Source organism: Mesorhizobium sp. P3_A8 (assembly GCF_056402995.1).
In genome coordinates this window covers 203,008-229,437 of record NZ_JBFUGI010000012.1, presented here as the reverse complement: position 1 = coordinate 229,437, position 26,430 = coordinate 203,008, and the positions used below count along the sequence as shown (strand labels likewise).

The window sequence follows — 26,430 nt, the reverse complement described above, 5'->3', positions numbered from 1 at the left end:
CTTCCGTTCCAAGAACCAAAGCCGCCACAAGAGCGACATCAAGTCCACAGGACGAACCGGCAGTTTTACAGTCCGCGCGTGATCTGGCGAAAACCGGAGCGGTTTCGGGGTCATCCGCCAAAATGGGAGATCGATGATGAATTCATTCCTGAAGTCATGCACTGCGCTGACGGTCGCGCTGACCTTCTCGGGTCAGGCCATCGCCCAGGTCAAGGAACTCGGCAAGGGCGAAGGCCAGGTCAACATCGTTGCCTGGCCTGGCTATATCGAGCGCGGCGAGACCGACAAGGGCTATGACTGGGTCACTGCCTTCGAAAAGGAGAGCGGCTGCAAGGTAAACGTCAAGACCGCCAACACTTCGGACGAGATGGTCTCGCTGATGAACGAGGGCGGCTTCGACCTCGTCACGGCTTCCGGAGATGCCTCGCTGCGCCTGGTCGCCGGCAAGCGCGTGCAGCCGATCAACACCGATCTCGTTCCGAGCTGGAAGGCGGTCGACGACCGGCTGAAGGACGCACCCTGGTTCACCGTCGACAAGGTCCATTACGGCGTTCCCTATCAGTGGGGCCCCAACATCCTGATGTACAACACCGAAGTGTTCAAGGAAGCGCCGAAGAGCTGGAACATCGTCTTCGAGGAGATGAAGCTGCCGGACGGCAAGTCCAACAAGGGCCGCGTCCAGGCCTATGACGGGCCGATCCACATCGCCGACGCCGCCAACTATCTGATGTTCCACAAGCCGGAACTCGGCATCAAGGACCCCTACGAGCTGAACGAGGACCAGTACAAGGCGGCACTCGACCTGCTGCGCGTCCAGCGCACCCTGGTCGGCCGCTACTGGCATGACGCCGCCATCCAGGTCGACGATTTCCAGAATGAAGGCGTCGTCGCCTCGGGCTCGTGGCCGTATCAGGTCAATACGCTGGTTGCCGCCAAGAAGCCGGTTGCCTCGACCGTGCCGGAAGAAGGCGTCACTGGCTGGGCCGACACCACCATGATGGAAGCCGACGCGGCTCACCCGAACTGCGCCTATATGTGGCTCGAGCATTCGCTGTCACCCAAGGTGCAGGGCGACGTCTCGGCCTGGTTCGGCTCGCTCCCCGTGGTGCCCGCCGCCTGCAAGGGCAACGAACTGCTCGGCGAGGAAGGCTGCAAGACCAACGGCTACGACAATTTCGACAAGATCAAGTTCTGGAAGACGCCGGTCTCGAAATGCGCCACCCAGAACAACCAGTGCGTGCCTTATTACCGCTGGGTGTCGGACTATATCGGCGTCATCGGCGGACGGTAACGCCATACCCTCCCTTTGTGGGGAGGGCCGACGTGTAGCGTCGGGGTGGGGCCTGTCCGATAGGTCCGCACCATCACCCCACCCGCGGCTTCGCCGCGACCTCCCCCATCATCGAGGGGGAGGTGAAGCGGCGCGTGAATTCGTCCTTGTTTGACCCGGCAAAAACAGACTGACAGCCCATGACCTCTGCCGTCTCCTTCCAGAAAGTCTCGCGCCATTTCGGCAGCGTTCGCGCCGTCGACGCGGTCGATCTCGACATTGCGCCGGGCGAGTTCTTCGCCATGCTCGGGCCGTCCGGATCCGGCAAGACCACCTGTCTGCGCCTGATCGCCGGCTTCGAGCAGCCGACGGCGGGTTCGATCTCGATCTTCGGCGAACGCGCTGAGGGCGTGCCGCCCTATCGCCGCAACGTCAACACCGTCTTCCAGGACTATGCGTTGTTCCCGCATCTGAACGTGCTCGACAACGTCGCCTACGGGCTGATGGTCAAGGGCGTCGGCAAGGCCATGCGGCACAAGGCAGCTGAGGAAGCTCTGTCGCTGGTGCGGCTGCCCGGCTATGGCGCCCGCCGCCCCGGCCAGTTGTCCGGTGGCCAGCGCCAGCGCGTCGCGCTCGCCCGCGCGCTGGTCAACCAGCCCAAAGTGCTGCTGCTCGACGAGCCGCTCGGAGCGCTCGACCTCAAGCTGCGCGAAAACATGCAGGAAGAGCTGAAATCGCTGCAGAAGGCGCTCGGCATCACCTTCGTCTTCGTCACCCATGATCAGGGCGAGGCGCTGTCGATGGCCGACCGCGTCGCCGTCTTCAACGATGGCAGGATCATGCAGATCGGCACACCGGAGGACATCTATCAGCGCCCGAAGACGCGTTTCGTCGCCGATTTCGTCGGCTCCTCCAACGTGCTGCCGCCGGACTTCGTCCAGCGCTATTCCGGCCAGCATCGCTGGGGCAGTTTGCGCCCCGAATCCATTCGCGTTGGCCGCGCCGCAAGCGGCGAAGGTGTCGCCGCTCGCCTCATCTCGACCAATTATCTCGGCGCCACCACCAGGCTGGCGCTCGATGCCGACGGATTGAAGCTGCACGCCATTGTGCCGGCGGGCACGGCCCTGCCGGCAGAGGGCGAAGCGGTCGTGCTCACCTTCAACCGCGAGCATCTGCATCTGATGGACGAGCCGGCATGAGCCTCGACGCCACCATGCCGCGCGCCACGGCTCCCGCCATCTTGCCCGGCAGCGGCGGCATGCGTGGTGCGCTCTCGGACCTGTTCTGGCGCCGGCCGCAATTGCTTCTCCTGCTCATGCTTTTGCCGCCGGTCCTGTGGCTCGGCATTGTCTATATCGGCTCGCTGTTCGCCCTTTTGGCGCAGAGCTTTTTCTCCATCGACGAGTATTCCGGCCTCATCAACCGCCAGTTCACGCTGAAGACCTATGGCGACCTGCTCCAGCCGGCCAATCTCGACATCATCCTGCGCACGGTGACGATGGCGGCTCTGGTCACGCTGGCCTCGGCCATCGTCGCCTTCCCCATCGCCTATTACGCGGCCCGCTATGCCCGTGGCCGCTGGAAGGCGCTGTTCTATCTCGGCGTCATGCTGCCGCTGTGGTCGAGCTATCTGGTCAAGATCTACGCCTGGAAACTGATCCTCGCCAAGGAAGGCATTTTGACCTGGCTGCTGGCCAAGCTGCATTTGCTGTGGGTGCTCGATGCCTGGTTGTCGCTGCCGGTCGTCGGCGGCAATTCGCTGTCGGTGTCGTTCACCGGCACCTTCATCGTCTTCGTCTATGTCTGGCTGCCCTTCATGATCCTGCCGGTTCAGGCAGCGCTCGAACGTGTGCCCGGCAATCTGGTCGAGGCCTCGTCCGATCTCGGTGCTTCGCCAGGGCAGACGTTCCGCAATGTGCTGTTTCCGCTGGCGCTGCCCGGCATCGTCGCCGGCTCGATCTTCACCTTCTCGCTGACATTGGGCGACTACATCATCCCGCAGATCATCGGCACGTCGCGCCTGTTCATCGGCCAGGCCGTCTATTCGCAGCAAGGCACAGCCGGCAACATCCCGCTCGCCGCCGCCTTCACCGTCGTGCCCATCGTCATCATGGGTTTCTACCTCTGGGGCGCCAAGCGCATGGGGGCCTTCGATGCGCTCTGATCGTGGCCAGTCCGCACCTCTTTCGCTGAAGGTCGCCGCCGCTTGCGGCCTGCTGTTCCTGCATCTGCCGATCCTGCTGATCTTCGTCTACGCCTTCACCACGGAGGAGAAGAGCTTCGTTTGGCCACCGCCAGGGCTGACCACGCAGTGGTTCGCCGTCACCTGGAACCGGCCTGACGTCTGGGAGGCGCTGTCGCTGTCGGTGCGCGTCGCCGCCATCTCGACGGCGATTGCGCTGATCCTCGGCACGCTCTGTTCAGCGGCGGTGTCACGGACAAAATTCTTCGGCCGCGAAACCATCTCGCTGCTGGTCATCCTGCCGATCGCGCTGCCCGGCATCATCACCGGCATCGCGCTGCGCTCGGCTTTTTCGCTGGCCGAGATCCCGTTCTCGTTCTGGACGATCGTGCTCGGCCACGCCACCTTCTGCGTCGTCGTCGTCTACAACAATGCGGTCGCCCGCTTCCGCCGCACCTCCGGATCGATGATCGAGGCCTCGATGGATCTCGGCGCCGACGGCTTCCAGACCTTCCGCCATGTCGTGCTGCCCAACATCGCCACCGCGCTGCTCGCCGGCGGCATGCTGGCCTTCGCTTTGTCCTTCGACGAAGTCATCGTCACCACCTTCACCGCCGGCCAGCAGCAGACGGTGCCGATCTGGATGCTGGAGGAACTGATCCGTCCGCGCCAGCGCCCGGTCACCAATGTCGTGGCCATGGTCGTCGTGCTGGTGACGCTGCTGCCGATCCTGTTTGCCTATTACCTGACCCGCGACGGTGACCAGATCGCCGGCAGTGGAAAATGAAAACAGCGAATAGGGAGTAGCGAATAGCGAATAGGGAAGATCGATGGTCAAACCCTAATAGCTACTCGCTATTCGCTACTCGCTCCTGATCAAGGAGACCCCACAATGGACACCCAGATGCTGATCGGCTCGAAATTCGAGAAGGGCACAGAAGCCGAAGAGCCGATCCTCAATCCGAAGACAGGGGCGACCATTCTCAACCTGCCCGAGGCCAGCCAGGTGCAGATCGAGGCGGCGGTCATTGCAGCCGAACAAGCGTTCGTCTTGTGGTCGCGCACGACGCCGGCGCAGCGCTCCGGCTACCTCTTGAAGATCGCCGACCGCATCGAAGCCGAAGCGAAAGAGTTCGCGGCACTCGAAGCGCTCAATTGCGGCAAGCCGATCAATGCCGTGCTCAATGACGAGATCCCAGCGATCGTCGACTGCTACCGCTTCTTCGCCGGCGCTGTCCGCTCGATGCCGGGCGTTGTCGCCGGCGAATATCTGCCCGGTCACACCTCGATGGTGCGGCGCGACCCGATCGGCATCGTCGCTTCGATCGCGCCGTGGAACTATCCGCTGATGATGATGGCCTGGAAACTGGCGCCTGCGATCGCCGGCGGTAACACTGTCGTCTTCAAGCCGTCGGAGCAGACGCCGCTGACGGCGCTGAAGCTGGCCAAAATCCTCGCCGATGTCCTGCCCGAAGGCGTCGTCAATGTCGTGCTTGGCCGCGGCGACAGCGTCGGCAACACGCTGATCAACCATCCCAAGGTCAACATGATCTCGATCACCGGCGACGTCGCCACTGGCAAGAAGGTGCTGCAGGCCGCTGCCAAGTCGGTCAAGCGCACGCATCTCGAACTCGGCGGCAAGGCGCCGGTCATCGTCTTCGACGACGCCGATCTCGGTGCCGTCGTCAACGGGTTGCGCGCCTTCGGCTACTACAATGCCGGCCAGGACTGCACCGCCGCCTGCCGCATCTATGCCGGCAAGAAGATCTACGACAAGCTCGTCGCCGATCTCTCTTCGGCCGTCTCGACCATCAAGTACAACCAGCCCGACGACACCGAAAACGAGATCGGCCCGCTGATCTCGCGCCGCCAGCGCGACCGTGTCTCGAGCTTCGTCGAACGAGCTTCCGAGTTGAAGCACATCGAGATCACCACCGGCGGCAAGCCGGGCGAGGGGTCAGGCTTTTACTACCAGCCGACCGTCGTCGCCGGTGCGCTGCAGGAGGACGAGATCGTGCGCCGCGAAGTGTTCGGGCCGGTCGTCTCGATCACTCGTTTCACCGAAGTCGACGAGGCGGTGAATTGGGCCAATGACAGCGATTACGGCCTGGCGTCATCGGTGTGGACCAAGGATGTCTCGCGCGCCATGGCGACGGCGGCCCGCCTGCAATATGGCTGCACCTGGATCAACACCCACTTCATGCTGACCAACGAGATGCCGCATGGCGGGCTGAAGCAGTCCGGCTACGGCAAGGACATGTCGCTCTACGCGCTGGAGGACTATACCGCCGTGCGGCACGTGATGGTTGCACATGGGTAGCGTCTTCCTTCTCCCCGTTCACGGGGAGAAGGTGGCCCGAAGGGCCGGATGAGGGGCAGCGCAAACCTTGCAAAGTTGGCTCCGCCCCTCATCTGCCTGCCGGCATCTTCTCCCCGTAAACGGGGCGAAGACCTCTACTCCACGATGCGATAGATGTTCCACAGGCTGGTGCCCGACACGACATAGGGCTCTATCTCCTTGCCCCATTTGGCGTGCGCGTCGATCTTGCCGATCTTGGCGAAGAACGATTCCAGCTGGGCCAGGCTTTCGACCTGGTGGTGCGACTCGACCGTTGCCTCCCGGGCGCCGATCGATCCCGTCATGATCTGGAATTTGAGGTCGGCGATACCGACCTGGGAGCCGATCTCGCGTTCCCACTTTTTCAACAGTTCGAGCACGGTCTGCTTGTGCCCGAACTTGGCGTCGATCTGCCATCTGGCGCTGAACATGTTGGTCGTCCTCCGAGATTGCGGTTGAGCCCGCGGTTGATTTACTCGTCCCAGGCCTGCACGACGGTCTGCCGTGCGATGCGTCCGTTCTTCAGCTCCAGCATTGCCGCGGCGAACACTTTCGTGCCGTCCGGATAGGCGCAGGCCTGGGTGAAGGCGAGGCTGTCGCCGTCGGCGATCGTGGTGTCGACCTTGTGGGTCATCGCCCGGCTGCAAATGTCGTCCCAGAAGGTGGCGATCGCCGCGCGCCCGCGGACTTCGCGCGGCTTGCTCGGCGGGTTGTTGCGGTCGATCACCCGCACCACCGCGTCGTCGGCATAGAAGCTCGACAGCATCTTGCCGTCGCGGCCCTCGATCGCCTTCTTGATCGCCGCGCCATCCACAACTTGAGTCTTGGTCAGCATTTTATCCTCCATGTGCCCGTCTTCACGATCGGGCGGTTGATATTCGGTAGGCACTGCCCGGCGCTCGCCGCCAGGCAGGGATTTTCACTGCGACTTCGCCTTGACGGCCGCGAACACGTCGTCGGTCTGCTTCTTGAACGTGGCGAGATCGACCTGGCTGCCGTTGAGGATCGTCGACCAGTGGCGCACGATCGCCGCCATCGCGATCGTCTCCTTGATCTCCTCGTCGCTGGCGCCATTGAGCTTGGCCGCCTCGGTGTGGAAGTAGATGCAATATTGGCAGGGAATCTGTGAGGCGACCGCAAGGCCCATCAACTCCTTGGTCTTGCCGTCCAGAGCGGTTTTCGGGTTGAGCTGGACGCCCTTGATTTCAGCCCAGGCGCCGGCGATCGCGACATCAGGCAAGGTCTTGAACATATCCGGCACCGAGCCGAGCGTTGCCTGGATGTCCTTGTAGGCGGCCGTTGCCGCCGCATCCTCGGCTTTTGCGGGAGTGATCGTGAACAGCGCGCCAATGCTTGCCGCGATCACCAGTGATCTGACATTCCGCTTTGACTTGAGCATTTCATCCTCCGTTCGCAGCGCCTCCCGGCGATATCCGCCTTGGCCTGCATGGGGGAATTGATAGCGCTTACGTCGGCCTGGCCGCTTCGCCCGGACGGGCCATGGCTCTCATGGCCCGTCCGGGCCAGTGTGCCTGGCGGAAAATGCCGCCGCCGCCGCTCGCGATGGCAGGTCGAGCTTAAGCAATATGTTGGCGACGTGGCGCTTGACCGTGTGCTCGCTCAGCCTGAGTTCGGCGGCGATCGCGGCATTGCTCTTGCCGTCGGCAATCAGGCTCACCACCTCGCTTTCCCTCGCCGTCAGCACGGCCGGTTCGGTTGTTTTGGTCCTGGCGCGGCAGTCGGGCTCCAGATGCTGCTCCGACATTGCCCGCACCAGCGCCATCGGCTCGTCCAGGTCGTCCAGCGTGACCCGGCTGGCGTCTTCGAAATGCAGGCCCGAGCCGGTTGCCAGATCCGCGACCAGCCGCGACGCGAGGATGTCGCCTCGGCTGGCGTGCGCGGCGAGTTGCATCGTCACCCGCGCCGTCAGCCCCACGGGCGGCCCGCGCAGTTCGATCTCGCCGACATGCGCGCCCTGCGCGCTGGCCACGCCGATCCCTTGCGCCGCCTCGCGCAGTGCCGCCGCGCAGCGTATCGCGCGCGCCGGCCCATCGAAGCGCGAAATCATCATTTCGCCCTGCGTACCCAGCGCGCGGCCGCCATGGCGCCCGACCAGCGACCGCCAGGTTTCCTGGAAGCGCTCGCTGCGTTCGCTCCACATGCGGTCGCCCATCCGCGTCGTATCGTAGATGCGCGTCACCAGAAGAGCCGCCAGCACGCGATCCGCTTCGGTGACGGCGCGCTCGCCGGTCAGGAATTCCTCGATCAGGTCGGCGACGCGGTCGACATCGCCGGTCCAGATCGGATGGTCGCGCCCGGGGATCTCGACCAGCCGCGCATTCGGGATTTTCCTGGCCAGGAAGCGGCTGGCGTCTGGATCGACCCGCGCATCGTTGCGGCGATGGATGAGCAGCGTCGGCGCGCTGATCGCCGAAAGTATCCCACGCACGTCGATTTCCGCGTTCATGCGTGCCAAGGCTGCAGCTGCCGTCGGGCTCGCCGACAGCCGTTCGAAACGCGCCCACCACTGGGTGAAATGCGCGTCGTCGACCCGGCCCGGCGCGAAATTGGGCAAGGTGGCGCCCGTGCCCCAGGCCGTATCGGCTGTGGCGATGAAGGCCTCCAGGCGGTCCGGCGGCATCACCCATTTGTGGAAATGCGCATAGCCGCCATAGAGCGCCAGTGCCCGCGTCCGCTCTGGATAGGTGGCGGCGAACAGCATTGCCATCGGCGCGCCTTCGGAAGCGCCAAGCAGGGCAGCACGGCCGCTGCCGGTGGCGTCCATTACCGCGCGCACATCGTCCATGCGGGTTTCGAGGCTGGGCAGGTTGTGCGCATCGACACGGTCGGAAAGGCCGGTGCCGCGTTTGTCGAAGAGGATCAGCCGCGAGAACGCCGAAAGCCGCTTCAACAGCCTGGAATAGCCCTCGTCTTCCCAATGCAGGTCGAGATTGGAAATGAAGCCCGGCACGAAGACGAGGTCGAACGATCCCTGGCCGACCACCTGATAGGCGATCCGCACATCGCCACTGAGGGCATATCGGGTCTCGATCGGCCTCACGAGGTTCTTCCGCCCGGCCTGACGATTTCTGATCGTCAAACATAGCAGAGCCGCGTCGATTGCGGCAGCTCAAACTTTAGCGGAGAGGAATATAAGCCCGCGCGGCCGTCGGCGGTTACTCTTGCGAGGCGGCGACGTCGGCCGGGGAGGGCTTGAGCCCGAGCTTGAGATCGGCCTCGGCCGGCGTGATCGGTCGCTTGATCCTAGCCGCGGCCACCATGACGAGCTCGTCAAAACCTTTGTCGCCGCTGTCCAGTAGCTCGAAGAACTGCCGCCGCATCCTCGGCTCCCAGAATTTGTTGATATGCTCGGCGACGCCCGCAACGCCCTCCTCGCGCGGCCGCGAGTGAAAAAAGGCCGCGATCTGGTTGGCCATGCGCACCAGCTTTTCGCTCGTGCTGGTGATGTGGTCTTCGTCATGCGACATGCTGGGCAACTCCCAAGACCACCCGGTCGGGGTGGGTGAAAACATCGAAATCATCGCCGCGCACCAGCGCCACCAGTGTCATGCCGGCTTCTTCTGCGGTGCGGATGGCAAGGGCCGTCGGCGCCGAGACGGCGATGATGAAGGCCGCGCCGATAGAGGCGGTCTTCTGTACCATCTCGACCGACACGCGCGACGTCACCACGACGGCGCCCGAGGCGCCGTCGATGCCGGCTTTGGCCAACGCGCCGGCCAGCTTGTCGAGCGCGTTGTGGCGGCCGACATCCTCGCGCGCCATGACGACGCCCTTGCCGGGAATATAGAAGCCGGCGGCGTGTACGGCTCCGGTTTCCTGATGCAGCGGCTGCACCTTCGATAGCAGCTTGACGGAGCGGACGATGTCGTCGGCATCAAGCGTAAGCTTTGACACACCAACCGCATCGACCGAACGCATCGCTTCCTCAATGGATTCGATGCCGCAGAGCCCGCAGCCGACCGGGCCGGCCAGCCTGCGCCGTCGCGCCTCGAAGCGTGTATTGGCCTGATCCTTCAGCCGGATCTGGATGTCGATGCCGGCGCCATGATCTTCGACCTCGATCGCCTCGATTTCTTGCGGGTCAGCAATGATGCCTTCGGTCAGCGAGAAGCCGAGTGCGAAATCCTCGAAATTGGCGGGGCTCGCCATCATCACCGCATGCGTCGTGCCGGCAAAGGAGAATGCCACCGGCGTCTCCTCCGGCACCATGCGGTTCGCAGCAGCCGTGCCGCTGGCGCGGTGCGCCAGCCGCGATATCTGCGTCGTTGCTTTGCGGCGCGCGGCCAAGATTACTCCGCTGCCTGCAGCGTCGCGATGCGGCGGCTCTGCTCGGCTTGCTCATTATAGTCGCGCTGCCAGTCCGACGGTCCGTTCGAGGCGCCGACCTGAACGGCCGTGACCTTGTATTCCGGACAGTTGGTCGCCCAGTCGGAGAAGTCGGTGGTGATGACGTTGGCCTGCGTGTCGGGATGATGGAAGGTGGTGTAGACCACGCCCGGCGACACCCGGTCGGTGAGCAGCGCACGCAGTGTCGTCTCGCCGGAGCGGCTGGTCAGCCGCACCCAGTCGCCATCGCGCAGGCCGCGGTTCTCGGCGTCATGCGGATGGATCTCCAGCCGGTCCTCCGAGTGCCACATGACGTTGTCGGTACGCCGCGTCTGCGCGCCGACATTGTATTGGCTGAGGATACGGCCGGTGGTCAAAAGCAGCGGGAAGCGCGGTCCGGTCTTTTCGTCCGTCGCCACATATTCGGTGCGGATGAACTTGCCCTTGCCGCGCACGAAGCCGTCGACATGCACGATCGGCGTGCCTTCCGGCGCCTTGTCGTTGCAGGGCCACTGCACCGAGCCCATCTTCTCCAGATACTCGTAGGAAACCTTGGCGAAGCTCGGCGTCGTCATGGCGATCTCGTCCATGATTTCGGACGGGTGCTGGTAGTTCCAGTTCAGCCCCATCGTCTGGGCGAGCTTCTGCGTCACTTCCCAGTCGGCCAGGCCGTTCTTCGGCGCCATCACCTTGCGCACGCGGTTGATGCGGCGCTCGGCATTGGTGAAGGTGCCGTCCTTCTCGAGGAAGGTCGAGCCCGGCAGGAAGACATGCGCGTAATTCGCCGTCTCGTTGAGGAAGAGGTCGTGCACGACGACGCATTCCATCGCCGCAAGGCCGGCGGCGACGTGCTTGGTGTCGGGGTCCGACTGCAAGATGTCCTCGCCCTGCACATAGAGACCCTTGAAGGAGCCGTCGACGGCGGCATCCAGCATGTTGGGAATGCGCAGGCCGGGCTCGTCGTCGATCTTGACGCCCCACAGGGTCTCATAGATGTCGCGCACCGCGTCGCCCGAGACGTGGCGGTAGCCCGGCAATTCATGCGGGAACGAGCCCATGTCGCAGGAGCCCTGGACATTGTTCTGGCCGCGCAGCGGGTTCACGCCGACGCCCGGCCGGCCGATATTGCCAGTGGCCATGGCGAGGTTGGCGATGGCGATGACGGTGGTCGAGCCCTGGCTGTGCTCGGTGACGCCGAGACCGTAATAGATCGAGCCATTGCCGCCGCGCGCGTAGAGTCTTGCTGCACCGCGGATCAATTCCGGGTCGACATTGGCGAGCTTGCCGACGACTTCGGGGCTGTTTTCCGGCAGTGCCACGAACGAGGCCCAGTCCTGGAATTCATCCCAGTCGCAGCGTTCGCGGATGAATTTCTCGTCGAACAGGCCTTCGGTGACGATGACATGCGCCAGCGAGGTGACGACGGCGACATTGGTGCCGGGCTTCAGCGGCAGGTGATACTCGGCCTCGATATGCGCCGACTTGACCATCTCGGTGCGGCGCGGATCGAGCACGATCAGCTTGGCGCCCTTGCGCAGCCGCTTCTTCAGCCGCGAGGCGAATACCGGGTGCGCTGCCGCCGGATTGGCGCCGATGACCATCACCACATCGGTGTGCTCAACGGAATCGAAATCCTGCGTGCCGGCCGAGGTGCCGAAGGTCTGGCCGAGGCCGTAACCGGTCGGCGAGTGGCAGACGCGGGCGCAGGTGTCGACATTGTTGTTGCGGAAGCCCTGGCGGATCAGCTTCTGCACCAGATAGGTTTCCTCGTTCGTGCAGCGCGACGAGGTGATGCCGCCGATCGAGGTGCGGCCATATTGGTACTGGATGCGGCGGAATTCGTTTGCCGTATAGGTCAGCGCCTCTTCCCACGACACTTCGCGCCAGGGGTCGGTGATCTTCTCGCGGATCATCGGGTTGAGGATGCGGTCCTTGTGGGTCGAATAGCCGTAGGCGAAGCGGCCCTTGACGCAGCTATGGCCGCGATTGGCCTTGCCGTCCTTGTAGGGCACCATGCGCACCAGCTCGTCGCCGCGCATCTCGGCCTTGAACTGGCAGCCGACGCCGCAATAGGCGCAGGTGGTGACCATCGAATGCTCGGGCTGGCCGATCTGGATGACGGATTTTTCCGACAATGTCGCCGTCGGGCAGGCCTGCACGCAGGCGCCGCACGAGACGCACTCGCTATCGATGAACAGCTGGTGCATGCCGGGCGACACCCGGCTGCCGAAACCGCGGCCCTCGATGGTCAGCGCGAAGGTGCCTTGCACTTCCTCGCAGGCGCGCACGCAGCGCGAGCAGACGATGCACTTCGACGGATCATAGGTGAAGTACGGGTTGGACTCGTCTTTCGCCATCCATTTGAAGTTTTCCGCGCCGTCGTTTTTCTTGAAGACGTGGTTGTCGCCTTCGTAGCCGTAGCGCACGTCGCGCAGGCCGACGACACCGGCCTGTGTCTGCAATTCGCAGTCGCCATTGGCGGCACAGGTCAGGCAGTCGAGCGGGTGGTCGGAAATATAGAGCTCCATCACGCCGCGGCGGATGTCCTTGAGCTTGCCGGTCTGGGTGTGCACGACCATACCCGGCGCCACCGGCGTCGTGCAGGAGGAGGGCGTGCCGTTGCGGCCATCGATCTCGACCAGGCAAAGCCGGCAGGAGCCGAAGGCGTCGACCATGTCGGTGGCGCACAGCTTCGGGATCTTTATGCCGGCCTCCATCGAGGCGCGCATGATCGAGGTGCCTTCCGGCACCGTGACCGAAAAACCGTCGACCGTTAGCGTCACCTGCTTCTGCGAGGTCGAGGCCGGTGTGCCGAAGTCGATTTCCTGAATGAGACCCATAGCGAGGTTCCTATTCTGCTGCTTCGGCGACAGGCGCCGGCTTGAAATCATCGCGGAAATGGTTGAGCGCGCTCATCACCGGGTAAGGCGTGAAGCCGCCCAGCGCACAGAGCGAACCGAATTTCATCGTGTTGCAGAGGTCCGTGACCAGCGCGATGTTCTTTTCCGGCTCGATACCGCCGGCGATCTTGTCGATGGTCTCGACGCCGCGCGTCGAGCCGATGCGGCAGGGCGTGCACTTGCCGCAGCTCTCGATGGCGCAGAATTCCATGGCAAAGCGCGCTTGCTTCAACATGTCGGCGGTGTCGTCGAACACGGTGATGCCGGCATGGCCGATCAGCCCGTCCTTGGCGGCGAAGGCTTCATAGTCGAACGGCGTATTGAACAGCGCGCGCGGAAAATAGGCACCGAGCGGCCCGCCGACCTGTACTGCCTTCACCGGCCGGCCGGTTGCCGTGCCACCGCCGATGTCATCGACGATTTCGCCCAGCGTCATGCCGAAGGCCGCTTCGAACAGGCCGCCGAACTTGACGTTGCCGGCGATCTGGATCGGGATCGTGCCGCGCGAGCGGCCCATGCCGAAATCCTTGTAGAAGGCGGCACCCTTGTCCATGATGATGGGCACGGAGGCCAGGCTGATGACGTTGTTGATCACCGTCGGCTTGCCGAACAGGCCCTGGATCGCCGGCAGCGGCGGCTTGGCGCGCACCACGCCGCGCTTGCCTTCCAGGCTGTTCAACAGCGAGGTTTCCTCGCCGCAAACATAGGCGCCGGCGCCGACGCGGATTTCGATGTCGAAGGCATTGGGCGAACCCAGCACGTTGACGCCGAGCACGCCGGCCTTGCGGGCGACCTCGACAGCCTTGTTCATCATTGCCACCGCATGCGGATATTCCGAGCGGATATAGACGAAACCCTTGGTCGCGCCGGTGGCGACACCGGCAATCGCCATGCCTTCGATCAGCACGAAGGGGTCGCCTTCCATGATCATGCGGTCGGCGAAAGTGGCGCTGTCGCCTTCATCGGCGTTGCAGACGATGTACTTCTTGTCGGCGGTCGTATCGAGCACCGTCTTCCACTTGATGCCGGTCGGGAAGCCGGCGCCGCCTCGGCCGCGCAGGCCGGACTCGGTAACCTGCTTGACGACATCGGCCGGCGCCATGGCGACAGCGTTCTGCAGGCCCTTCAGCCCGCCGAGCGACTTGTAGGCGTCGAGCGACAGCGGGTCGTTGATGCCGCAGCGGGCGAAGGTCAGCCGGGTCTGCTTGGCCAGGAACGGAATCTTGTCGGGCGCGCCGAGCCAGCGCTTGTGATGGCCACCGGTGAGGAAGCCGCTGTCGAACAGGCTCTTGACGTCGGATGGCTTGACCGGCCCGTAGGCGACGCGGCCCTTTTCGGTCGCCACTTCGACCATGGGTTCGAGGAAATAGGCGCCGCGCGAGCCGTTGCGCACGATCTTTGCCTCGATGCCGCGTTCGGCGAGTTCGCTTGCAATCGCCTTGGCGACCTTTTCTGCACCCAGCGCCAGCGCGCCGGAATCGCCGGGAATGTAGATACGCGGGATCATGAGCGCATCTCCGCGACGATCTCTTCGAGTTTTTCGTCGTCGAGGCGGCCGATCACCTCGCCGTCCAGCATCGCCGAGGGCGCGCAGGCGCACAGGCCGAGGCAATAGACTGGCTCCAGCGTCACCAGGCCGTCGCGGGTCGTTTCGTGGAAGCCGATGCCCAGCAGCTGCTTGAGCTTGGCGGCAACCGCATCCGAACCCATCGACTGGCAGGCCTCGGCCTGGCAGACCTTGAGCACATGCCGGCCGGCCGGGTGGCTGCGATAGTCATGGTAGAAGGTGACGACGCCGTGGACTTCGGCATTCGAGATGTTCAGCGCTTCGGCGATGACCGGCAGCGAGGCCTGCGGCACATGGCCGAACTCTTCCTGGATGCCGTGGAGGATCGGCAGCAGCGGGCCTTCGAGGCCTTTAAGCTCTTGGATGATCGCCGCCGTGCGCGATGCGATCTCGGTACTTGCAGGCTGCATCGTCATGCAGCGCCCTCCCTGGTCGGTAGCGTTCTAGCGCTAAGTCGTTACAAAAACAGAGGAAACCCGCGAAATCAATAAAGCTGATCCGTCGCTTGATAGAAATTTTCTATCAAGCCCGCTCAGCCGCCTTTCTCTACCCTAGCGATGGGTGCGGAAATCGTCTGCCAGCGCCATCGCCTCGTCCAGCAGCGCCTGCACCAGCGGCGTGTGCGGCTCGCGCGGCGTGGCCACCAGCCCGACCGTGTGGCTGGCATCGGGCTCGACGATCGGAATGGCCCGGATCGGCTCGGAAAAGCCGAATGTTTCCGCGAGGTTGAGCGGCATGATCGACGACCATTTGCCGGTGCGGATATGCGAGAACAGCACGATCATCGAGTTGGATTCGAGCGTCGGCCGCACCTGCACGCCGGCCTCGGCAAGATGCTGGTCGATGATGCGGCGGTTCTGCATGTCCGGCGTCAAAAGGCAGAGCGGCAACTGGCTGATCTCGGCCCATGTCACTTTGTCGCGGTCGGAATAGGGGTTTCCGACCGCCGTGATCAGCTGATAGCGCTCGTCATAGAGCGGGACGCTGGTCACCCGCCCGAGCGGCTCGTTGTCGAGATAGGTGATGCCGGCGTCGATGTCGAAATTGCCGAGCAGCGACAGCACCTCGATCGAGGTGCGCGACAGCACCGAGAAGGTGACACCCGGGTGCTTTTCGCGAAACGGCGTCGTCAGCCGCGCCACCATGGCCAGCGCCGTCGGGATGGCGGCAATGCGGATGCGCCCGGAAAGACCATGGCGCGCCGCGCGCATTTCCTCGCGCATGGTCCTCGAATCGCCGACGATGCGGCGCGCCCAGACCAGCACCTGCTTGCCCTCCGGCGTCAGCCCCTGGAAACGCGACCCGCGATTGACCAGCATGACGCCGAGCTGACCCTCCAACTGCTTGATGCCGGCCGACAGGGTCGGCTGGGTGACCCCACACGCTTCCGCCGCCCGGCCGAAATGCTCTTCCTTGGCCAGTGCGATGAAGAATTCGAGTTTGTCGATCATGCCGCGAGCCCTTTTCGCGTGTCTGCAACGTCGCGCCGCTCAGCCACTCGTTAATCATCGTGGATGAGGCAGCCGATAGTGGCAACAGCCAATAACCAATTGATAATATTTGGCTTGCCATCATGGTCGATGCGGGTATCGCGGCAGGGGCGCCGAAGATAGGTTGGTTCGCATGCTCCAGGAGCATCCGCCGGAAATACAAGCGCCTTCCGCTGCCGACCTGCGCGAGGCGGCGCGGCTTCGGGCTGTCGAGCGTTTCGATATTCTGGATACGCCGCGCGAAGCGTCGTTCGACCGCATTACGCGATTGATCAAGACTGTCTTCGATGTCCCGATCGCCATCGTCTCGGTCATTGACGGGCACCGCCAATGGTACAAGGCTTGCGAGGGCTTGGCGACAAATGAAGTCGCACGCAAGGACACATTCTGCCAGTACACGATCCTTCAGGACGAGCCGCTGATCGTCGTTGACGCGACGAAGGATCCACGTTTCGCCGGCAATCCCCTCGTCACGAACGATCCCCATATCCGCTTTTACGCAGGCGTGCCTTTGCGCAGCCGGGATGGCCACAACATCGGCAGCGTCTGCGCGATCGGCTACGCGCCGAGGGAATTTGACGACCGCGACATCGCAATCCTCCAGGATTTTGCCGATCTTGCCATGGATGAGCTGGAACTGCGCCAGCATGCCTCCAGTGATGCGCTGACCGGTGTGCTGTCGCGCCGCGCGTTCATCGATCAGGGCGGCAGGGCCTTTGCGCTGGCGCAGCGGCAGCGCTTCGACTTCTCCTGCATCGTCTTCGATGTCGACCATTTCAAATCGGTCAACGACAATTTCGGCCATGCCGCGGGCGACGAGGTTCTGACTGGTGTAGCCCGGCAATGCAGCGCCATCTTGCGGGACGTCGACATATTCGGCCGCGTAGGCGGCGAGGAATTCGCGGTGCTTCTCTACGCCGGCCGCAACGGCGCGCTTGAATCCGCCGAGCGGCTGCGCGGCACCATCGAGGCCATGCGGCTTGCGCACGGCACGGATGAGATACGGGTCACCGCGAGCTTCGGTGTCGCCGCGTTCGATCCCGCGACAAGCAGCCTGCAGGAGCTGATCGAGCGCGCTGACGCGGCTATGTATCGCTCGAAACACGCCGGCCGCAACCGGACCACGGCGTGGAATCCCCCCGTGGGGGATCAGGCGCGGCCACGGCGCAGGGTGCTGAAGGCCGGCCAGATCGTCTTCAACGCCCGCATGTCGACCATCGACTGCACGGTTCGCAGTCTCGGCGAGGATGGCGCCACCATCGACGTTTCGAATATCGCCGGCATTCCCGGCCAGTTTGTGCTGGCCATCAGGGCGGATCGGTTCGAGGCGAAATGCCGGGTCGTCGCCCAGGCCGAAAGGCGTCTGGAACTCGCCTTCGATTGACCGGGCCCGGCGGTCGGGGCGCTCAATCCACATATTTGAGCCGGCTTACTGTTCCCTCTGAGGCGATGCGGCGTTATGGGGATGAAACCGGGAGATCGACAATGCTGGGCTGGTTCCGTAAGCTGCTGCCACGCGAAGATCGTTTTTTCGACCTGTTCGAGCGCCATTCCCGTACGGTGGTCGGTGGCGCGGAGGCGCTGCAGCAGCTTCTCCAGGGCAAGGACATCGACCGCTGGTGCCAGAAGATCGTCGAACTCGAGGACGAGGCCGATCATATCACGGCGGAAGTCCTGCTTGCCGTGCGGCGCTCTTTCATCACGCCTTTCGATCGCGGCGACATCAAGGATCTGATCCAGTCGATGGATGACGCCATCGACATGATGCACAAGACCGTCAAGACGGTAAGACTGTTCGAAAAGAAGGAATTCGACCCGCTGATGCAGGAAATGGGCGGCGTTATCGTCGCCGCCGCCAAGCTGGTGGCCGAGGCCATCCCGCTGCTCGCCAAGGTCGGTACGCACACGGTGCGCCTCAACGCCATTGCCGAAGAGGTCATGCGCGTCGAAAGCCGGGCCGACGATCTGCACGAGCAAGGGCTGAAAGACCTGTTCAGGCGGCATGGCGGCAGCGACCCGATGGCCTATCTGATCGGCAGCGAGATCTACGGCCAGCTGGAGAAGGTGGTGGACCGTTTCGAGGACGTCGCCAACGAAATCAGCGGCATCGTCATCGAGAACGTCTAGGCAATGGAAGCCACCATCGCCTTTCCCCTGCTGGTCGGCCTCGTCGCCGTCGCGCTGTTCTTCGATTTTCTCAACGGGTTGCACGATGCGGCCAATTCCATCGCCACCATCGTCTCCACACGCGTGCTCAGGCCGCAATACGCGGTGCTGTGGGCGGCCTTCTTCAATTTCATCGCCTTCATGTTCTTCGGCCTGCATGTCGCCGAAACCGTGGGGAAGGGCATCGTCGACGTCAGCATCGTCACACCGGCGGTGATTTTTTCGGCCCTTGTCGGCGCCATTGTCTGGAACATCGTCACCTGGATTGCCGGCATTCCGTCGAGCAGTTCGCACGCGCTGATCGGTGGGCTGGTCGGCGCCGGCGTCGCCAAGGCGGGCACCGGTGCCATCGTCTGGTCGGGCCTTGGCAAGACGGTCGCCGCGATCGTGCTCTCGCCGGCGACTGGTTTTGTCCTGGCGCTCGTCCTCATCCTTGTGGTTTCCTGGCTGTTCGTGCGCCAGACGCCATTCGCCGTCGACAGCACCTTCCGCGTCCTTCAATTCTTTTCCGCCTCGCTCTATTCACTCGGGCATGGCGGCAATGACGCCCAGAAGACGATGGGCATCATCGCCGTGCTGCTCTATTCGCAAGGCATGCTCGGCACGACGTTCTACGTGCCGCTCTGGGTCGTCCTGACCTGCCAGTCGGCGCTGGCGCTCGGCACGCTGTTCGGCGGCTGGCGCATCGTCCACACGATGGGTTCGAAAATCACCCGGCTCAATCCGATGCAAGGCTTCTGCGCCGAAACCGGCGGCGCCATCACGCTGTTCGCCGCCACCTGGCTCGGCGTTCCCGTATCGACCACGCATACGATTACCGGCGCCATCATCGGCGTCGGTGCCGCCCGCCGCGTCTCGGCGGTGCGCTGGGGCATCGCCGGCAACATCGTCATTGCCTGGATCGTCACCTTGCCGGCGACGGCGGCGATTTCGGCTCTCACCTATTTCGTCACAAACCTGGCAGGCTGACGCGGCGCGCCGAAGCCTATTTGTCCACGAGGTTCAGGATGTTGCCGTCAGGATCCTTGAACCATGCGACCTTCATCCCGTAGCCGACATGGATATCGCCTTCCAGCGTCAGGCCGGGCATGTCGTAATGCTCGAAGGTGACGCCCTTCGATTTCAGCGCTTTGACGACATTGCCGATCTCGCCGCCAACCATCCAGGTCACCGCTGTCGCCTTGTTGGTTCCGGCAAATTGGGAGTGATAGACGTTGATGGCGGTGTCGCCGCTTCTGTATACAATCAGTTCACCGCCCTCATCGTGTACCTGTGTCAGGCCAAGTGTTCCCTCGTAGAAGGCCTTCGCCTTCGCCAGGTCCTTCACCGCCAGATTGGCCGTTGCGTTGCTGTTTGCGAGCATGGTCGCCTCCTTCTCCGATTGTCGGTCCCGTGCTGATCGTTGAAATAGGTCGCCTCGATTGTTTGACGACCGCCGGCTGGCCCGATTGCTGACCGCACCGGCATTCGATCATCTGGAAGACGTTTAGCGGGGATGAAGTCCGACAAGCCCGGTCGTTTTTCCTGGCACGCCGAGGCAGCCATTGCTCCACGGCTTGGTTCTGTCCGGAAACTGCATTATCTCAGGCGCAAGCTGCGTAAGGAAAAACTGCCATGTCCGTCACCAAGGAAATCGTCACCGAGCGTCTGAAGACGGTCAACGGGCCGGACTTCACCGGCAACATCGTTGACCTCGGCATGGTTTCCGAGATTTTCATCGCTGATTCGAAAGTGTTCTTCTCGATCACTGTTCCGGCTGCCCGCGCGCAGGAGATGGAACCGTTGCGCGCCGCTGCCGAGCGCGTCGTCAAGGCTATCCCCGGCGTCGCCGGCGCCGTCGTGGCGCTGACGGCGGAGAAAAAGGGGGGCGGCATGGAGGCGCCGGTGCCAGTGCGCCCCGCACCCAGGCCAGCGCCGCCGGCTCAGCCCGCCGCGCCGCGCCCCGCTCCGCACGCTCCAGCCTCGCAAAGCTCGGGCAAGCGTGGCGTGCCCGGCATCGAGGCGATCATCGCGGTTGCTTCCGGCAAGGGTGGCGTCGGCAAGTCGACCACCGCTGTCAACATCGCGCTTGGTCTTGCCGCGAATGGCTTGCGCGTCGGCGTGCTTGACGCCGACATCTATGGCCCGTCCATGCCGAAGCTGCTCAACATCCACGGCCGGCCGCAGACGGTTGACGGCAAGATACTGAAACCGATGGAGAATTACGGCCTCAAGGTGATGTCGATGGGCTTCCTCGTCGATGAGGAGACGCCGATGATCTGGCGCGGCCCGATGGTGATGTCGGCACTGACGCAGATGCTGCGCGAGGTCGAATGGGGCCGGCTCGACGTGCTCGTCGTCGACATGCCGCCCGGCACCGGCGACGCCCAGCTGACCATGGCGCAGCAGGTGCCGTTGGCCGGCGCCGTCATTGTCTCGACGCCGCAGGACCTGGCGCTGATCGACGCCCGCAAGGGCCTCAATATGTTCAAGAAGGTCGACGTGCCGCTGCTCGGCATCGTCGAGAACATGAGCTACTTCATCGCCCCGGACACCGGCAAGCGTTATGACATTTTCGGCCATGGCGGCGCCCGCCGCGAGGCCGAACGCCTCGGCGTCACCTTCCTTGGCGAGGTGCCGCTGGAAATGGGCATCCGCGAAAGCTCGGATGCCGGTGAGCCGGTCGTTGTCTCCAAGCCCGACAGCGCCACGGCGAAAACCTATCGCGACATCGCCGCCAAGGTCTGGGACAGGGTCAATGAGGAACGCGGCGCGGCCGAAGCGGCGGTGCCGAGCATCGTCTTCGAGTGATTTCTGCCCTTCATGGGCTCAGCCGCCGACTTTCTCGCCAAAATTCGAGAAGAACTGCCCGGCCAGTTTCTTGGAGGTCGATTCGATCAGCCGGCTTCCGAGCTGGGCGATCTTGCCGCCGACTTCTGCCTTGGCCGCATATTTCAACACAGTGACATCCGGCCCGTCCGCCGTCAGCGTCACGTCGGCGCCGCCCTTGGCAAAGCCAGCAATGCCACCCTTGCCTTCGCCCTGGATGGTGTAGGAATGCGGTGGCTTGAGGTTCTTCAGCGTCACTTCGCCGTTGAAGGTCGCCTTGATCGGCCCGATCTTCAATACCACTGTCGCGGTCATTTCGGTTGGTGACTTCATCTCGAGGGTCTGGCAGCCGGGGATGGTTGCCTTCAAAACCTCGGGATCGTTCAGCGCTTCCCACACTTTTTGCAGGGGTGCGGCAATGCGCTCCTCGCCTTCGATCACCAAAGCCATGAAAACCTCCCGACAAGACTGTCCGAAGGCCTAACGCACGGCTGGGTGCGTGTCTATCGCACCAAAGTCCCGATTCAGATCGCGCCTGCCCCTTGCCTGCATCCGCGCGTTGTCATATCGATTTGTCATACAAATACGGAGACCATGATGGCTGGCGCCCCCACAGGAAAGAAGAAATTTCGCTCGCAGGAGTGGTTCGACAACCCCGACAACCCGGGCATGACGGCGCTCTATCTGGAGCGTTACCTGAATTACGGGCTGACGCGTGCCGAGCTGATGTCGGGCAAGCCGCTGATCGGTATCGCCCAGACCGGCTCGGATCTGTCGCCCTGCAACCGGCACCATATCGAACTCGCCAAGCGCGTGCGCGAAGGCATCGTTTCGATGGGCGGCATTCCCTTCGAGTTCCCCTGCCATCCGATCCAGGAGACCGGCAAGCGCCCGACCGCGGCACTTGACCGTAACCTCGCCTATCTCAGCCTGGTCGAGGTGCTCTACGGCTATCCGCTCGACGGCGTCGTGCTGACCATCGGCTGCGACAAGACCACGCCGGCGCTGCTTATGGCGGCGGCCACCGTCAACATTCCGGCCATCGCGCTGTCGGTTGGCCCGATGCTCAATGGCTGGCACAAGGGCAAGCGCACCGGCTCCGGCACCATCGTCTGGGAATCGCGCCAGCGCCTGTCGGCCGGCGAGATCGGCTATGACGAATTCATGGATATCGTCGCCTCCTCGGCGCCCTCCACTGGCTACTGCAACACCATGGGCACCGCCACCACGATGAATTCGCTGGCCGAGGCGCTCGGTATGCAACTGCCCGGCTCGGCCGCCATTCCAGCGCCATACCGCGAGCGCGGCCAGATTTCCTACGAGACCGGCAAGCGCATCGTCGAGATGGTGCATGAGGATTTGAAGCCCTCCGACATCATGACGCGCAAGGCCTTCGAAAACGCCATCGTCGTCAATTCGGCGATCGGCGGCTCCACCAACGCGCCGATCCACCTTAACGCCATTGCCCGCCATCTCGGCGTGCCGCTCGACAATGACGACTGGCAGGCGATCGGCCTCAAGGTGCCGCTCATCGTCAATCTGCAGCCGTCGGGCGAATATCTGGGCGAAGATTACCATCATGCCGGCGGCGTGCCCGCCGTGATTGCCGAACTGATGAAGGCGGGACTGCTGCCTTATCCCGAAGCCATGACCGTCAATGGCAAGTCGATCGGCGACAATTGCGAGGGCGTCGCCAACGAGAATACCGATGTCATCCGCACCGTTGCCGAGCCGCTGAAGACCAATGCCGGCTTCATCAACTTCAAGGGCAATCTGTTCGAGTCGGCGATCATGAAGATGAGCGGCATCTCGCCGGAATTCCGCGAGCGCTATCTGTCCAACCCGAAGGATCCGGAAGCCTTCGAAGGCAACGCCATGGTCTTCGACGGCCCCGAGGATTACCACGCCCGCATCGACGATCCGGCGCAAGGCATCGACGAGCACACGATCCTGTTCATGCGCGGCGCCGGCCCGGTCGGCTATCCCGGCGGTGCCGAGGTCGTCAATATGCAGCCGCCGGCCTATCTCATCAAGAAGGGCATCCACGCGCTGGCCTGCATCGGCGACGGCCGCCAGTCGGGCACGTCGGGCTCGCCGTCGATCCTCAACGCCTCGCCGGAAGCGGCAATAGGTGGCGGCTTGGCGCTGCTCAAGACCGGCGACCGCGTCCGCATCGATCTCAGGAAGGGCACCGCCAACATCCTGGTCAGCGACGACGAGATCGCCAAGCGACGCGCGGCGCTGCAGGGCAATGGCGGCTATCACTATCCCAAGCACCAGACGCCATGGCAGGAAATCCAGCGCGGCATGGTCGACCAGTTCGACCAGGGAATGGTGCTGAAGCCGGCGGTGAAATACCAGGATGTCGCCCACACCAGCGGCGTCCCCAGGGACAATCACTGATTGCTCCGGGGGCAATCATTTGATTGCTCCGGAGAACAGTATCTGTGCGCAAGTACTTACATTAACGACAAACGGCGGCTTGATCTGGATCAAGCCGCCGTTTGTCATCCTTGACAAGCGCGCCCAACAAATCCACGATCATGACCAAGGGGTGCATCGCGACGACCCCGTGAGGCGTCAGCCCAACGTTCGCGTCCAAGCTTCTCTATCAGGAGGTGGACGCCATGCCGTCAACAACCGCTATCACCCTATCGCAACTGTCCCGTCTGGTCGGTCTGCCGGGTGCGCCCGTCATCATCGATGTTCGCATCGATGAGGATTTCGACGCCGATCCGCGCTTGCTGCCGGCCTCATGCCGACGCAATTTCAAAACCGTTTCGACATGGGCCCCCGATTTCGCCGGCAGGCAAGTCTCGGTCGTCTGTCAGAAAGGTCAAAAACTCTCGCAAGGCGTGGCCGCATGGCTGCGGCACGAGGGAATTTCCGCTGAATCCCTCGAAGGCGGCTTCGAAGCCTGGCGCGACGCAAATGGGCTTTTGATCCGCACCGAAAATTTGCCGCCGCGCGACGAAAAAGGCCGCACGGTGTGGGTGACGCGGTCGCGCCCAAAGGTCGATCGCATCGCTTGCCCCTGGCTGATCCGGCGTTTCGTCGACCCGCACGCGGTCTTCCTGTTTGTCGAGGCGGCCGAGGTGGCTGCCGTGGCCGACCGCTTCAAGGCCGTGCCTTTCGACATCGACACTGTGTTCTGGAGCCATCGCGGCGAACGCTGCACCTTTGATACGATGATCGAGGAGTTCGGGCTGGAATCAGCCGCGCTCGATCGCCTTGCCTTGATCGTGCGCGCCGCCGACACTGCAAGCCTCGACCTTGTGCCCCAGGCCGCCGGCTTTCTGGCTGCCTCGCTCGGCCTGTCGCGGATGTTTCGCGACGATCTGGAACAGTTGGAAGCAGGCATTCTGCTTTACGATGCGTTCTTCCGCTGGTGTCGAGACGCCACCGAGGAAACGCACAACTGGCCCAGCGCAGGCAAACAGTCATGAGTGCTGTTGTGCCTGCCCATAGGTCGGGCAACGTCGAGGCGCCGGCTGCGCCGACCTTTGCCGAAGCCGTGAAGGTCTGGGCGAAGATCGGACTGCTTAGCTTCGGCGGACCGGCCGGGCAGATCGCCCTGATGCACAGGGAATTGGTCGAGGAGCGGCGCTGGATCGGCGAACAGCGTTTCCTGCATGCGCTCAACTACTGCATGCTGCTGCCTGGTCCGGAAGCCCAGCAACTCGCCATATATATCGGCTGGCTGCTGCACAAGACACTCGGCGGCCTCGTCGCCGGCATCCTGTTCGTCGTGCCCGGCGCGATCGTCATGCTGATCTTGAGCAGCCTCTACGTGCTCTATGGCGATGTGCCGCTCGTCGAGGCGCTTTTCCTCGGGGTGAAGGCGGCGGTGCTTGCCATCGTCATCGAGGCGGTGATCCGCATCGGACGGCGCGCTCTGAAAAACCCAGCCATGGTGTCGATCGCTGTTGCCGCCTTCATCGCCATCTATGCGTTGAATGTGCCGTTTCCACTCATCATCCTGCTGGCGGGCCTGACAGGATGGCTGGGAGACCGCGTTGCTCCCGGCCTGTTTTCCGGATCCGCGCATGGCAAGGGTGCGGTCGCCGATAGCAAGGGTGCGGTCGACCTGATGTTCGAGCGCGGCGAACTGACCCATGTCAAACCGACCAGATGGCATGCACCGCGCACAGTCGCCATCTGGCTGCCGATCTGGCTCGGGCCTGTTCTCGTGATCTGGTGGTTCACCGGTTCTGCCAGTGTGTGGACCGAGATAGGCAGGTTCTTCAGCCTGATGGCGGTCGTCACTTTCGGCGGCGCCTATGCGGTGCTGGCCTATGTCGCGCAGGCAGCCGTCCAGTCCTTCGGCTGGCTTGCGCCTGGCGAAATGGTCGATGGTCTCGGGCTTGCCGAAACCACGCCAGGTCCGCTCATCCTGGTGTTGCAGTTTGTCGGCTTCATCGCCGCGTTCCGCCACTCCGGGTCACTGAACCCGTTGCTTGCCGGATCGCTTGGAGCGCTGCTGACCTTGTGGGTGACGTTCACGCCGTGCTTCTTCTGGATCTTCCTTGGCGCGCCCTATATCGAGGCGCTGCGCGGCAACAGGGCATTGTCGGCCGCGCTCGGCGCGATCACCGCCGCTGTTGTCGGCGTCATCATGAATCTCGCTCTGTGGTTTGCCTTGCACGTCGTTTTCCGTGAGGTGCACGCAATGAGCCTCGGCATGAATGTGCCGGTGCTCTCGTCGATCGACTGGCGCGCGGCGCTGCTTTCCTGTGCCGCGATGATCGCCATCCTGAAGCTGAAGATCGGCATGCTGCCGACGCTCGCCGGATCGGCCCTGGCTGGTGTTTTGCTGCTGGCGGTAGGTGGCTAATGCATGTCGCCCAAAAGTGAACTCGGTTTTGGGAGAACGACATGCATAAAACAAAGACCGCCTGCCTTTGTATTCCGCCTGCTGACCACTTAAGTGGTTGAAAAACGGATTGGAACATCATGGCGCAACGACGCTCTTCCCTCGGTTTTCTCGGCATGTTCGGCCGCTCGGGTGATCTCAGGCAGCTCGACGACGCGCTGCGCGGCGCCGACCTGCATCCTGCCCTTGTGCCGGAAGGGGTAAAACTCACCATCGTCAATCTGATGAAGGATCACTGGCCCGACGAGCCGCCCAGCCAGGCCTATCCGGACGTGGCGCGGCTCTTCAGCTATTGCATTGCCGGACCGGAAACCTTCGAACGCTCGCATGGCTTGCAGCAGCGGCAGGACGTGGAGCGCCGGATCGAGGCCGCGGTCGAGGCCGGCGACAGTTTCGATGCGCAAATCGTGCTGATGGCGCTGCACGCCAAGCTGATCAACGCCGAGGTCGTTGAGCGTTTCGGGTTGGCCTCTGAATAACTTGTTCCGA

At 63.3% G+C, this 26,430-nt stretch carries 25 protein-coding genes; 13 read left to right on the top strand and 12 right to left on the bottom strand.

Annotation, left to right across the window (positions count from 1 at the left end):
- Positions 1-136 precede the first annotated feature (136 nt).
- From AC1DX4_RS26615 to AC1DX4_RS26595, 5 genes are all read left to right on the top strand, one after another.
- Positions 137-1,291, top strand: coding sequence for an ABC transporter substrate-binding protein (locus AC1DX4_RS26615; protein WP_477223138.1), 1,155 nt, complete (start codon positions 137-139; stop codon positions 1,289-1,291).
- Between the two features lie 179 nt (positions 1,292-1,470).
- On the top strand, positions 1,471-2,469 hold the full coding sequence (locus tag AC1DX4_RS26610) for an ABC transporter ATP-binding protein (protein WP_477223137.1): 999 nt from the start codon (positions 1,471-1,473) through the stop codon (positions 2,467-2,469).
- Positions 2,466-3,434, top strand: coding sequence for an ABC transporter permease (locus tag AC1DX4_RS26605; protein ID WP_477223136.1), 969 nt, complete (start codon positions 2,466-2,468; stop codon positions 3,432-3,434). The genes AC1DX4_RS26610 and AC1DX4_RS26605 overlap by 4 nt, the downstream gene beginning before the upstream one ends.
- On the top strand, positions 3,424-4,239 hold the full coding sequence (locus AC1DX4_RS26600; protein WP_477223135.1) for an ABC transporter permease: 816 nt from the start codon (positions 3,424-3,426) through the stop codon (positions 4,237-4,239). The genes AC1DX4_RS26605 and AC1DX4_RS26600 overlap by 11 nt, the downstream gene beginning before the upstream one ends.
- 105 nt (positions 4,240-4,344) lie before the next feature.
- The gene (locus AC1DX4_RS26595) at positions 4,345-5,772 is read left to right on the top strand and encodes a gamma-aminobutyraldehyde dehydrogenase (RefSeq protein ID WP_477223134.1); all 1,428 of its coding nucleotides are present in this window, start codon (positions 4,345-4,347) and stop codon (positions 5,770-5,772) included.
- Between the two features lie 134 nt (positions 5,773-5,906).
- Here the strand turns inward: AC1DX4_RS26595 and AC1DX4_RS26590 are convergent, their stop codons facing one another.
- From AC1DX4_RS26590 to AC1DX4_RS26545, 10 genes are all read right to left on the bottom strand, one after another.
- Positions 5,907-6,221: a hypothetical protein gene (locus tag AC1DX4_RS26590; protein ID WP_477223133.1), complete on the bottom strand. Its 315-nt coding sequence runs from the start codon at positions 6,219-6,221 to the stop codon at positions 5,907-5,909.
- A 41-nt stretch (positions 6,222-6,262) separates the two neighbouring features.
- Positions 6,263-6,625, bottom strand: coding sequence for a nuclear transport factor 2 family protein (locus tag AC1DX4_RS26585; RefSeq protein WP_027043650.1), 363 nt, complete (start codon positions 6,623-6,625; stop codon positions 6,263-6,265).
- Between the two features lie 84 nt (positions 6,626-6,709).
- On the bottom strand, positions 6,710-7,189 hold the full coding sequence (locus AC1DX4_RS26580; RefSeq protein ID WP_477223132.1) for a carboxymuconolactone decarboxylase family protein: 480 nt from the start codon (positions 7,187-7,189) through the stop codon (positions 6,710-6,712).
- 108 nt (positions 7,190-7,297) lie between these two features.
- Positions 7,298-8,851 (bottom strand): alpha/beta fold hydrolase, encoded by a 1,554-nt coding sequence (locus AC1DX4_RS26575; RefSeq protein ID WP_477223131.1) that lies wholly within the window; start codon positions 8,849-8,851, stop codon positions 7,298-7,300.
- A 115-nt stretch (positions 8,852-8,966) separates the two neighbouring features.
- Positions 8,967-9,278 carry a formate dehydrogenase subunit delta gene (locus tag AC1DX4_RS26570; protein ID WP_477223130.1) on the bottom strand — a complete coding sequence of 104 codons (312 nt, stop codon included), beginning with the start codon at positions 9,276-9,278 and terminating at the stop codon, positions 8,967-8,969.
- Positions 9,268-10,098, bottom strand: coding sequence for a formate dehydrogenase accessory sulfurtransferase FdhD (gene fdhD / locus AC1DX4_RS26565; RefSeq protein ID WP_477223129.1), 831 nt, complete (start codon positions 10,096-10,098; stop codon positions 9,268-9,270). Before fdhD ends, AC1DX4_RS26570 begins: the two co-directional genes overlap by 11 nt.
- Before the next feature lie 2 nt (positions 10,099-10,100).
- The gene (gene fdhF / locus AC1DX4_RS26560) at positions 10,101-12,977 is read right to left on the bottom strand and encodes a formate dehydrogenase subunit alpha (RefSeq protein WP_477223128.1); all 2,877 of its coding nucleotides are present in this window, start codon (positions 12,975-12,977) and stop codon (positions 10,101-10,103) included.
- 10 nt (positions 12,978-12,987) lie between these two features.
- Positions 12,988-14,544 carry a formate dehydrogenase beta subunit gene (locus AC1DX4_RS26555; protein WP_477223127.1) on the bottom strand — a complete coding sequence of 519 codons (1,557 nt, stop codon included), beginning with the start codon at positions 14,542-14,544 and terminating at the stop codon, positions 12,988-12,990.
- Entirely contained in the window at positions 14,541-15,020 is a 480-nt protein-coding gene (locus AC1DX4_RS26550; RefSeq protein WP_477223126.1) for a formate dehydrogenase subunit gamma, read from the bottom strand. Before AC1DX4_RS26550 ends, AC1DX4_RS26555 begins: the two co-directional genes overlap by 4 nt.
- 135 nt (positions 15,021-15,155) lie before the next feature.
- Positions 15,156-16,055 (bottom strand): LysR family transcriptional regulator, encoded by a 900-nt coding sequence (locus AC1DX4_RS26545; protein WP_477223125.1) that lies wholly within the window; start codon positions 16,053-16,055, stop codon positions 15,156-15,158.
- Positions 16,056-16,227: 172 nt separating this feature from the next.
- Here AC1DX4_RS26545 and AC1DX4_RS26540 point away from each other — a divergent pair, with 172 nt between their 5' ends.
- The 3 genes from AC1DX4_RS26540 to AC1DX4_RS26530 all read left to right on the top strand — a co-directional run bounded on the left by AC1DX4_RS26540 (position 16,228) and on the right by AC1DX4_RS26530 (position 19,229).
- Positions 16,228-17,478, top strand: a complete 1,251-nt coding sequence (locus AC1DX4_RS26540; RefSeq protein ID WP_477223124.1) for a sensor domain-containing diguanylate cyclase — start codon at positions 16,228-16,230, stop codon at positions 17,476-17,478.
- A 101-nt stretch (positions 17,479-17,579) separates the two neighbouring features.
- Positions 17,580-18,221, top strand: a complete 642-nt coding sequence (locus AC1DX4_RS26535) for a DUF47 family protein (RefSeq protein WP_477223123.1) — start codon at positions 17,580-17,582, stop codon at positions 18,219-18,221.
- 3 nt (positions 18,222-18,224) lie between these two features.
- Positions 18,225-19,229, top strand: coding sequence for an inorganic phosphate transporter (locus tag AC1DX4_RS26530; protein ID WP_477223122.1), 1,005 nt, complete (start codon positions 18,225-18,227; stop codon positions 19,227-19,229).
- Between the two features lie 16 nt (positions 19,230-19,245).
- Here AC1DX4_RS26530 and AC1DX4_RS26525 read toward each other — a convergent pair whose 3' ends face one another.
- Positions 19,246-19,623 carry a VOC family protein gene (locus tag AC1DX4_RS26525; protein ID WP_477223121.1) on the bottom strand — a complete coding sequence of 126 codons (378 nt, stop codon included), beginning with the start codon at positions 19,621-19,623 and terminating at the stop codon, positions 19,246-19,248.
- Positions 19,624-19,874: 251 nt separating this feature from the next.
- Between AC1DX4_RS26525 and AC1DX4_RS26520 the strand changes: the two genes are divergently transcribed.
- Positions 19,875-21,050: an Mrp/NBP35 family ATP-binding protein gene (locus AC1DX4_RS26520; RefSeq protein ID WP_477223120.1), complete on the top strand. Its 1,176-nt coding sequence runs from the start codon at positions 19,875-19,877 to the stop codon at positions 21,048-21,050.
- A gap of 18 nt (positions 21,051-21,068) precedes the next feature.
- Here AC1DX4_RS26520 and AC1DX4_RS26515 read toward each other — a convergent pair whose 3' ends face one another.
- A complete protein-coding gene (locus tag AC1DX4_RS26515; RefSeq protein WP_477223119.1) occupies positions 21,069-21,518 on the bottom strand; it encodes an SRPBCC family protein in 450 nt (149 codons plus the stop codon).
- A gap of 147 nt (positions 21,519-21,665) precedes the next feature.
- On the opposite strand from AC1DX4_RS26515, the gene AC1DX4_RS26510 reads away from it, so the two are divergent.
- From AC1DX4_RS26510 to AC1DX4_RS26495, 4 genes are all read left to right on the top strand, one after another.
- Positions 21,666-23,471, top strand: a complete 1,806-nt coding sequence (locus tag AC1DX4_RS26510) for an IlvD/Edd family dehydratase (RefSeq protein WP_477223118.1) — start codon at positions 21,666-21,668, stop codon at positions 23,469-23,471.
- Positions 23,472-23,695: 224 nt separating this feature from the next.
- Entirely contained in the window at positions 23,696-24,514 is an 819-nt protein-coding gene (locus AC1DX4_RS26505) for a chromate resistance protein ChrB domain-containing protein (protein WP_477223117.1), read from the top strand.
- Positions 24,511-25,902 (top strand): chromate efflux transporter, encoded by a 1,392-nt coding sequence (gene chrA / locus AC1DX4_RS26500; protein ID WP_477223116.1) that lies wholly within the window; start codon positions 24,511-24,513, stop codon positions 25,900-25,902. The genes AC1DX4_RS26505 and chrA overlap by 4 nt, the downstream gene beginning before the upstream one ends.
- 119 nt (positions 25,903-26,021) lie before the next feature.
- Positions 26,022-26,420: a hypothetical protein gene (locus AC1DX4_RS26495; protein WP_477223115.1), complete on the top strand. Its 399-nt coding sequence runs from the start codon at positions 26,022-26,024 to the stop codon at positions 26,418-26,420.
- Positions 26,421-26,430 lie beyond the last annotated feature (10 nt).

Coding starts and splice junctions, on each gene's coding strand:
- AC1DX4_RS26600 (WP_477223135.1), top strand. CDS start 3,424: ATGCGCTCTGATCGTGGCCAGTCCGCACCTCTTTCGCTGAAGGTCGCC.
- AC1DX4_RS26580 (WP_477223132.1), bottom strand. CDS start 7,189: ATGCTCAAGTCAAAGCGGAATGTCAGATCACTGGTGATCGCGGCAAGC.
- AC1DX4_RS26525 (WP_477223121.1), bottom strand. CDS start 19,623: ATGCTCGCAAACAGCAACGCAACGGCCAATCTGGCGGTGAAGGACCTG.
- AC1DX4_RS26505 (WP_477223117.1), top strand. CDS start 23,696: ATGCCGTCAACAACCGCTATCACCCTATCGCAACTGTCCCGTCTGGTC.
- AC1DX4_RS26550 (WP_477223126.1), bottom strand. CDS start 15,020: ATGACGATGCAGCCTGCAAGTACCGAGATCGCATCGCGCACGGCGGCG.
- chrA (WP_477223116.1), top strand. CDS start 24,511: ATGAGTGCTGTTGTGCCTGCCCATAGGTCGGGCAACGTCGAGGCGCCG.
- AC1DX4_RS26555 (WP_477223127.1), bottom strand. CDS start 14,544: ATGATCCCGCGTATCTACATTCCCGGCGATTCCGGCGCGCTGGCGCTG.
- AC1DX4_RS26545 (WP_477223125.1), bottom strand. CDS start 16,055: ATGATCGACAAACTCGAATTCTTCATCGCACTGGCCAAGGAAGAGCAT.
- AC1DX4_RS26590 (WP_477223133.1), bottom strand. CDS start 6,221: ATGTTCAGCGCCAGATGGCAGATCGACGCCAAGTTCGGGCACAAGCAG.
- AC1DX4_RS26615 (WP_477223138.1), top strand. CDS start 137: ATGAATTCATTCCTGAAGTCATGCACTGCGCTGACGGTCGCGCTGACC.
- AC1DX4_RS26540 (WP_477223124.1), top strand. CDS start 16,228: ATGCTCCAGGAGCATCCGCCGGAAATACAAGCGCCTTCCGCTGCCGAC.
- AC1DX4_RS26595 (WP_477223134.1), top strand. CDS start 4,345: ATGGACACCCAGATGCTGATCGGCTCGAAATTCGAGAAGGGCACAGAA.
- AC1DX4_RS26570 (WP_477223130.1), bottom strand. CDS start 9,278: ATGTCGCATGACGAAGACCACATCACCAGCACGAGCGAAAAGCTGGTG.
- AC1DX4_RS26495 (WP_477223115.1), top strand. CDS start 26,022: ATGGCGCAACGACGCTCTTCCCTCGGTTTTCTCGGCATGTTCGGCCGC.
- AC1DX4_RS26605 (WP_477223136.1), top strand. CDS start 2,466: ATGAGCCTCGACGCCACCATGCCGCGCGCCACGGCTCCCGCCATCTTG.
- AC1DX4_RS26530 (WP_477223122.1), top strand. CDS start 18,225: ATGGAAGCCACCATCGCCTTTCCCCTGCTGGTCGGCCTCGTCGCCGTC.
- AC1DX4_RS26535 (WP_477223123.1), top strand. CDS start 17,580: ATGCTGGGCTGGTTCCGTAAGCTGCTGCCACGCGAAGATCGTTTTTTC.
- AC1DX4_RS26610 (WP_477223137.1), top strand. CDS start 1,471: ATGACCTCTGCCGTCTCCTTCCAGAAAGTCTCGCGCCATTTCGGCAGC.
- fdhF (WP_477223128.1), bottom strand. CDS start 12,977: ATGGGTCTCATTCAGGAAATCGACTTCGGCACACCGGCCTCGACCTCG.
- AC1DX4_RS26510 (WP_477223118.1), top strand. CDS start 21,666: ATGGCTGGCGCCCCCACAGGAAAGAAGAAATTTCGCTCGCAGGAGTGG.
- AC1DX4_RS26585 (WP_027043650.1), bottom strand. CDS start 6,625: ATGCTGACCAAGACTCAAGTTGTGGATGGCGCGGCGATCAAGAAGGCG.
- AC1DX4_RS26520 (WP_477223120.1), top strand. CDS start 19,875: ATGTCCGTCACCAAGGAAATCGTCACCGAGCGTCTGAAGACGGTCAAC.
- AC1DX4_RS26515 (WP_477223119.1), bottom strand. CDS start 21,518: ATGGCTTTGGTGATCGAAGGCGAGGAGCGCATTGCCGCACCCCTGCAA.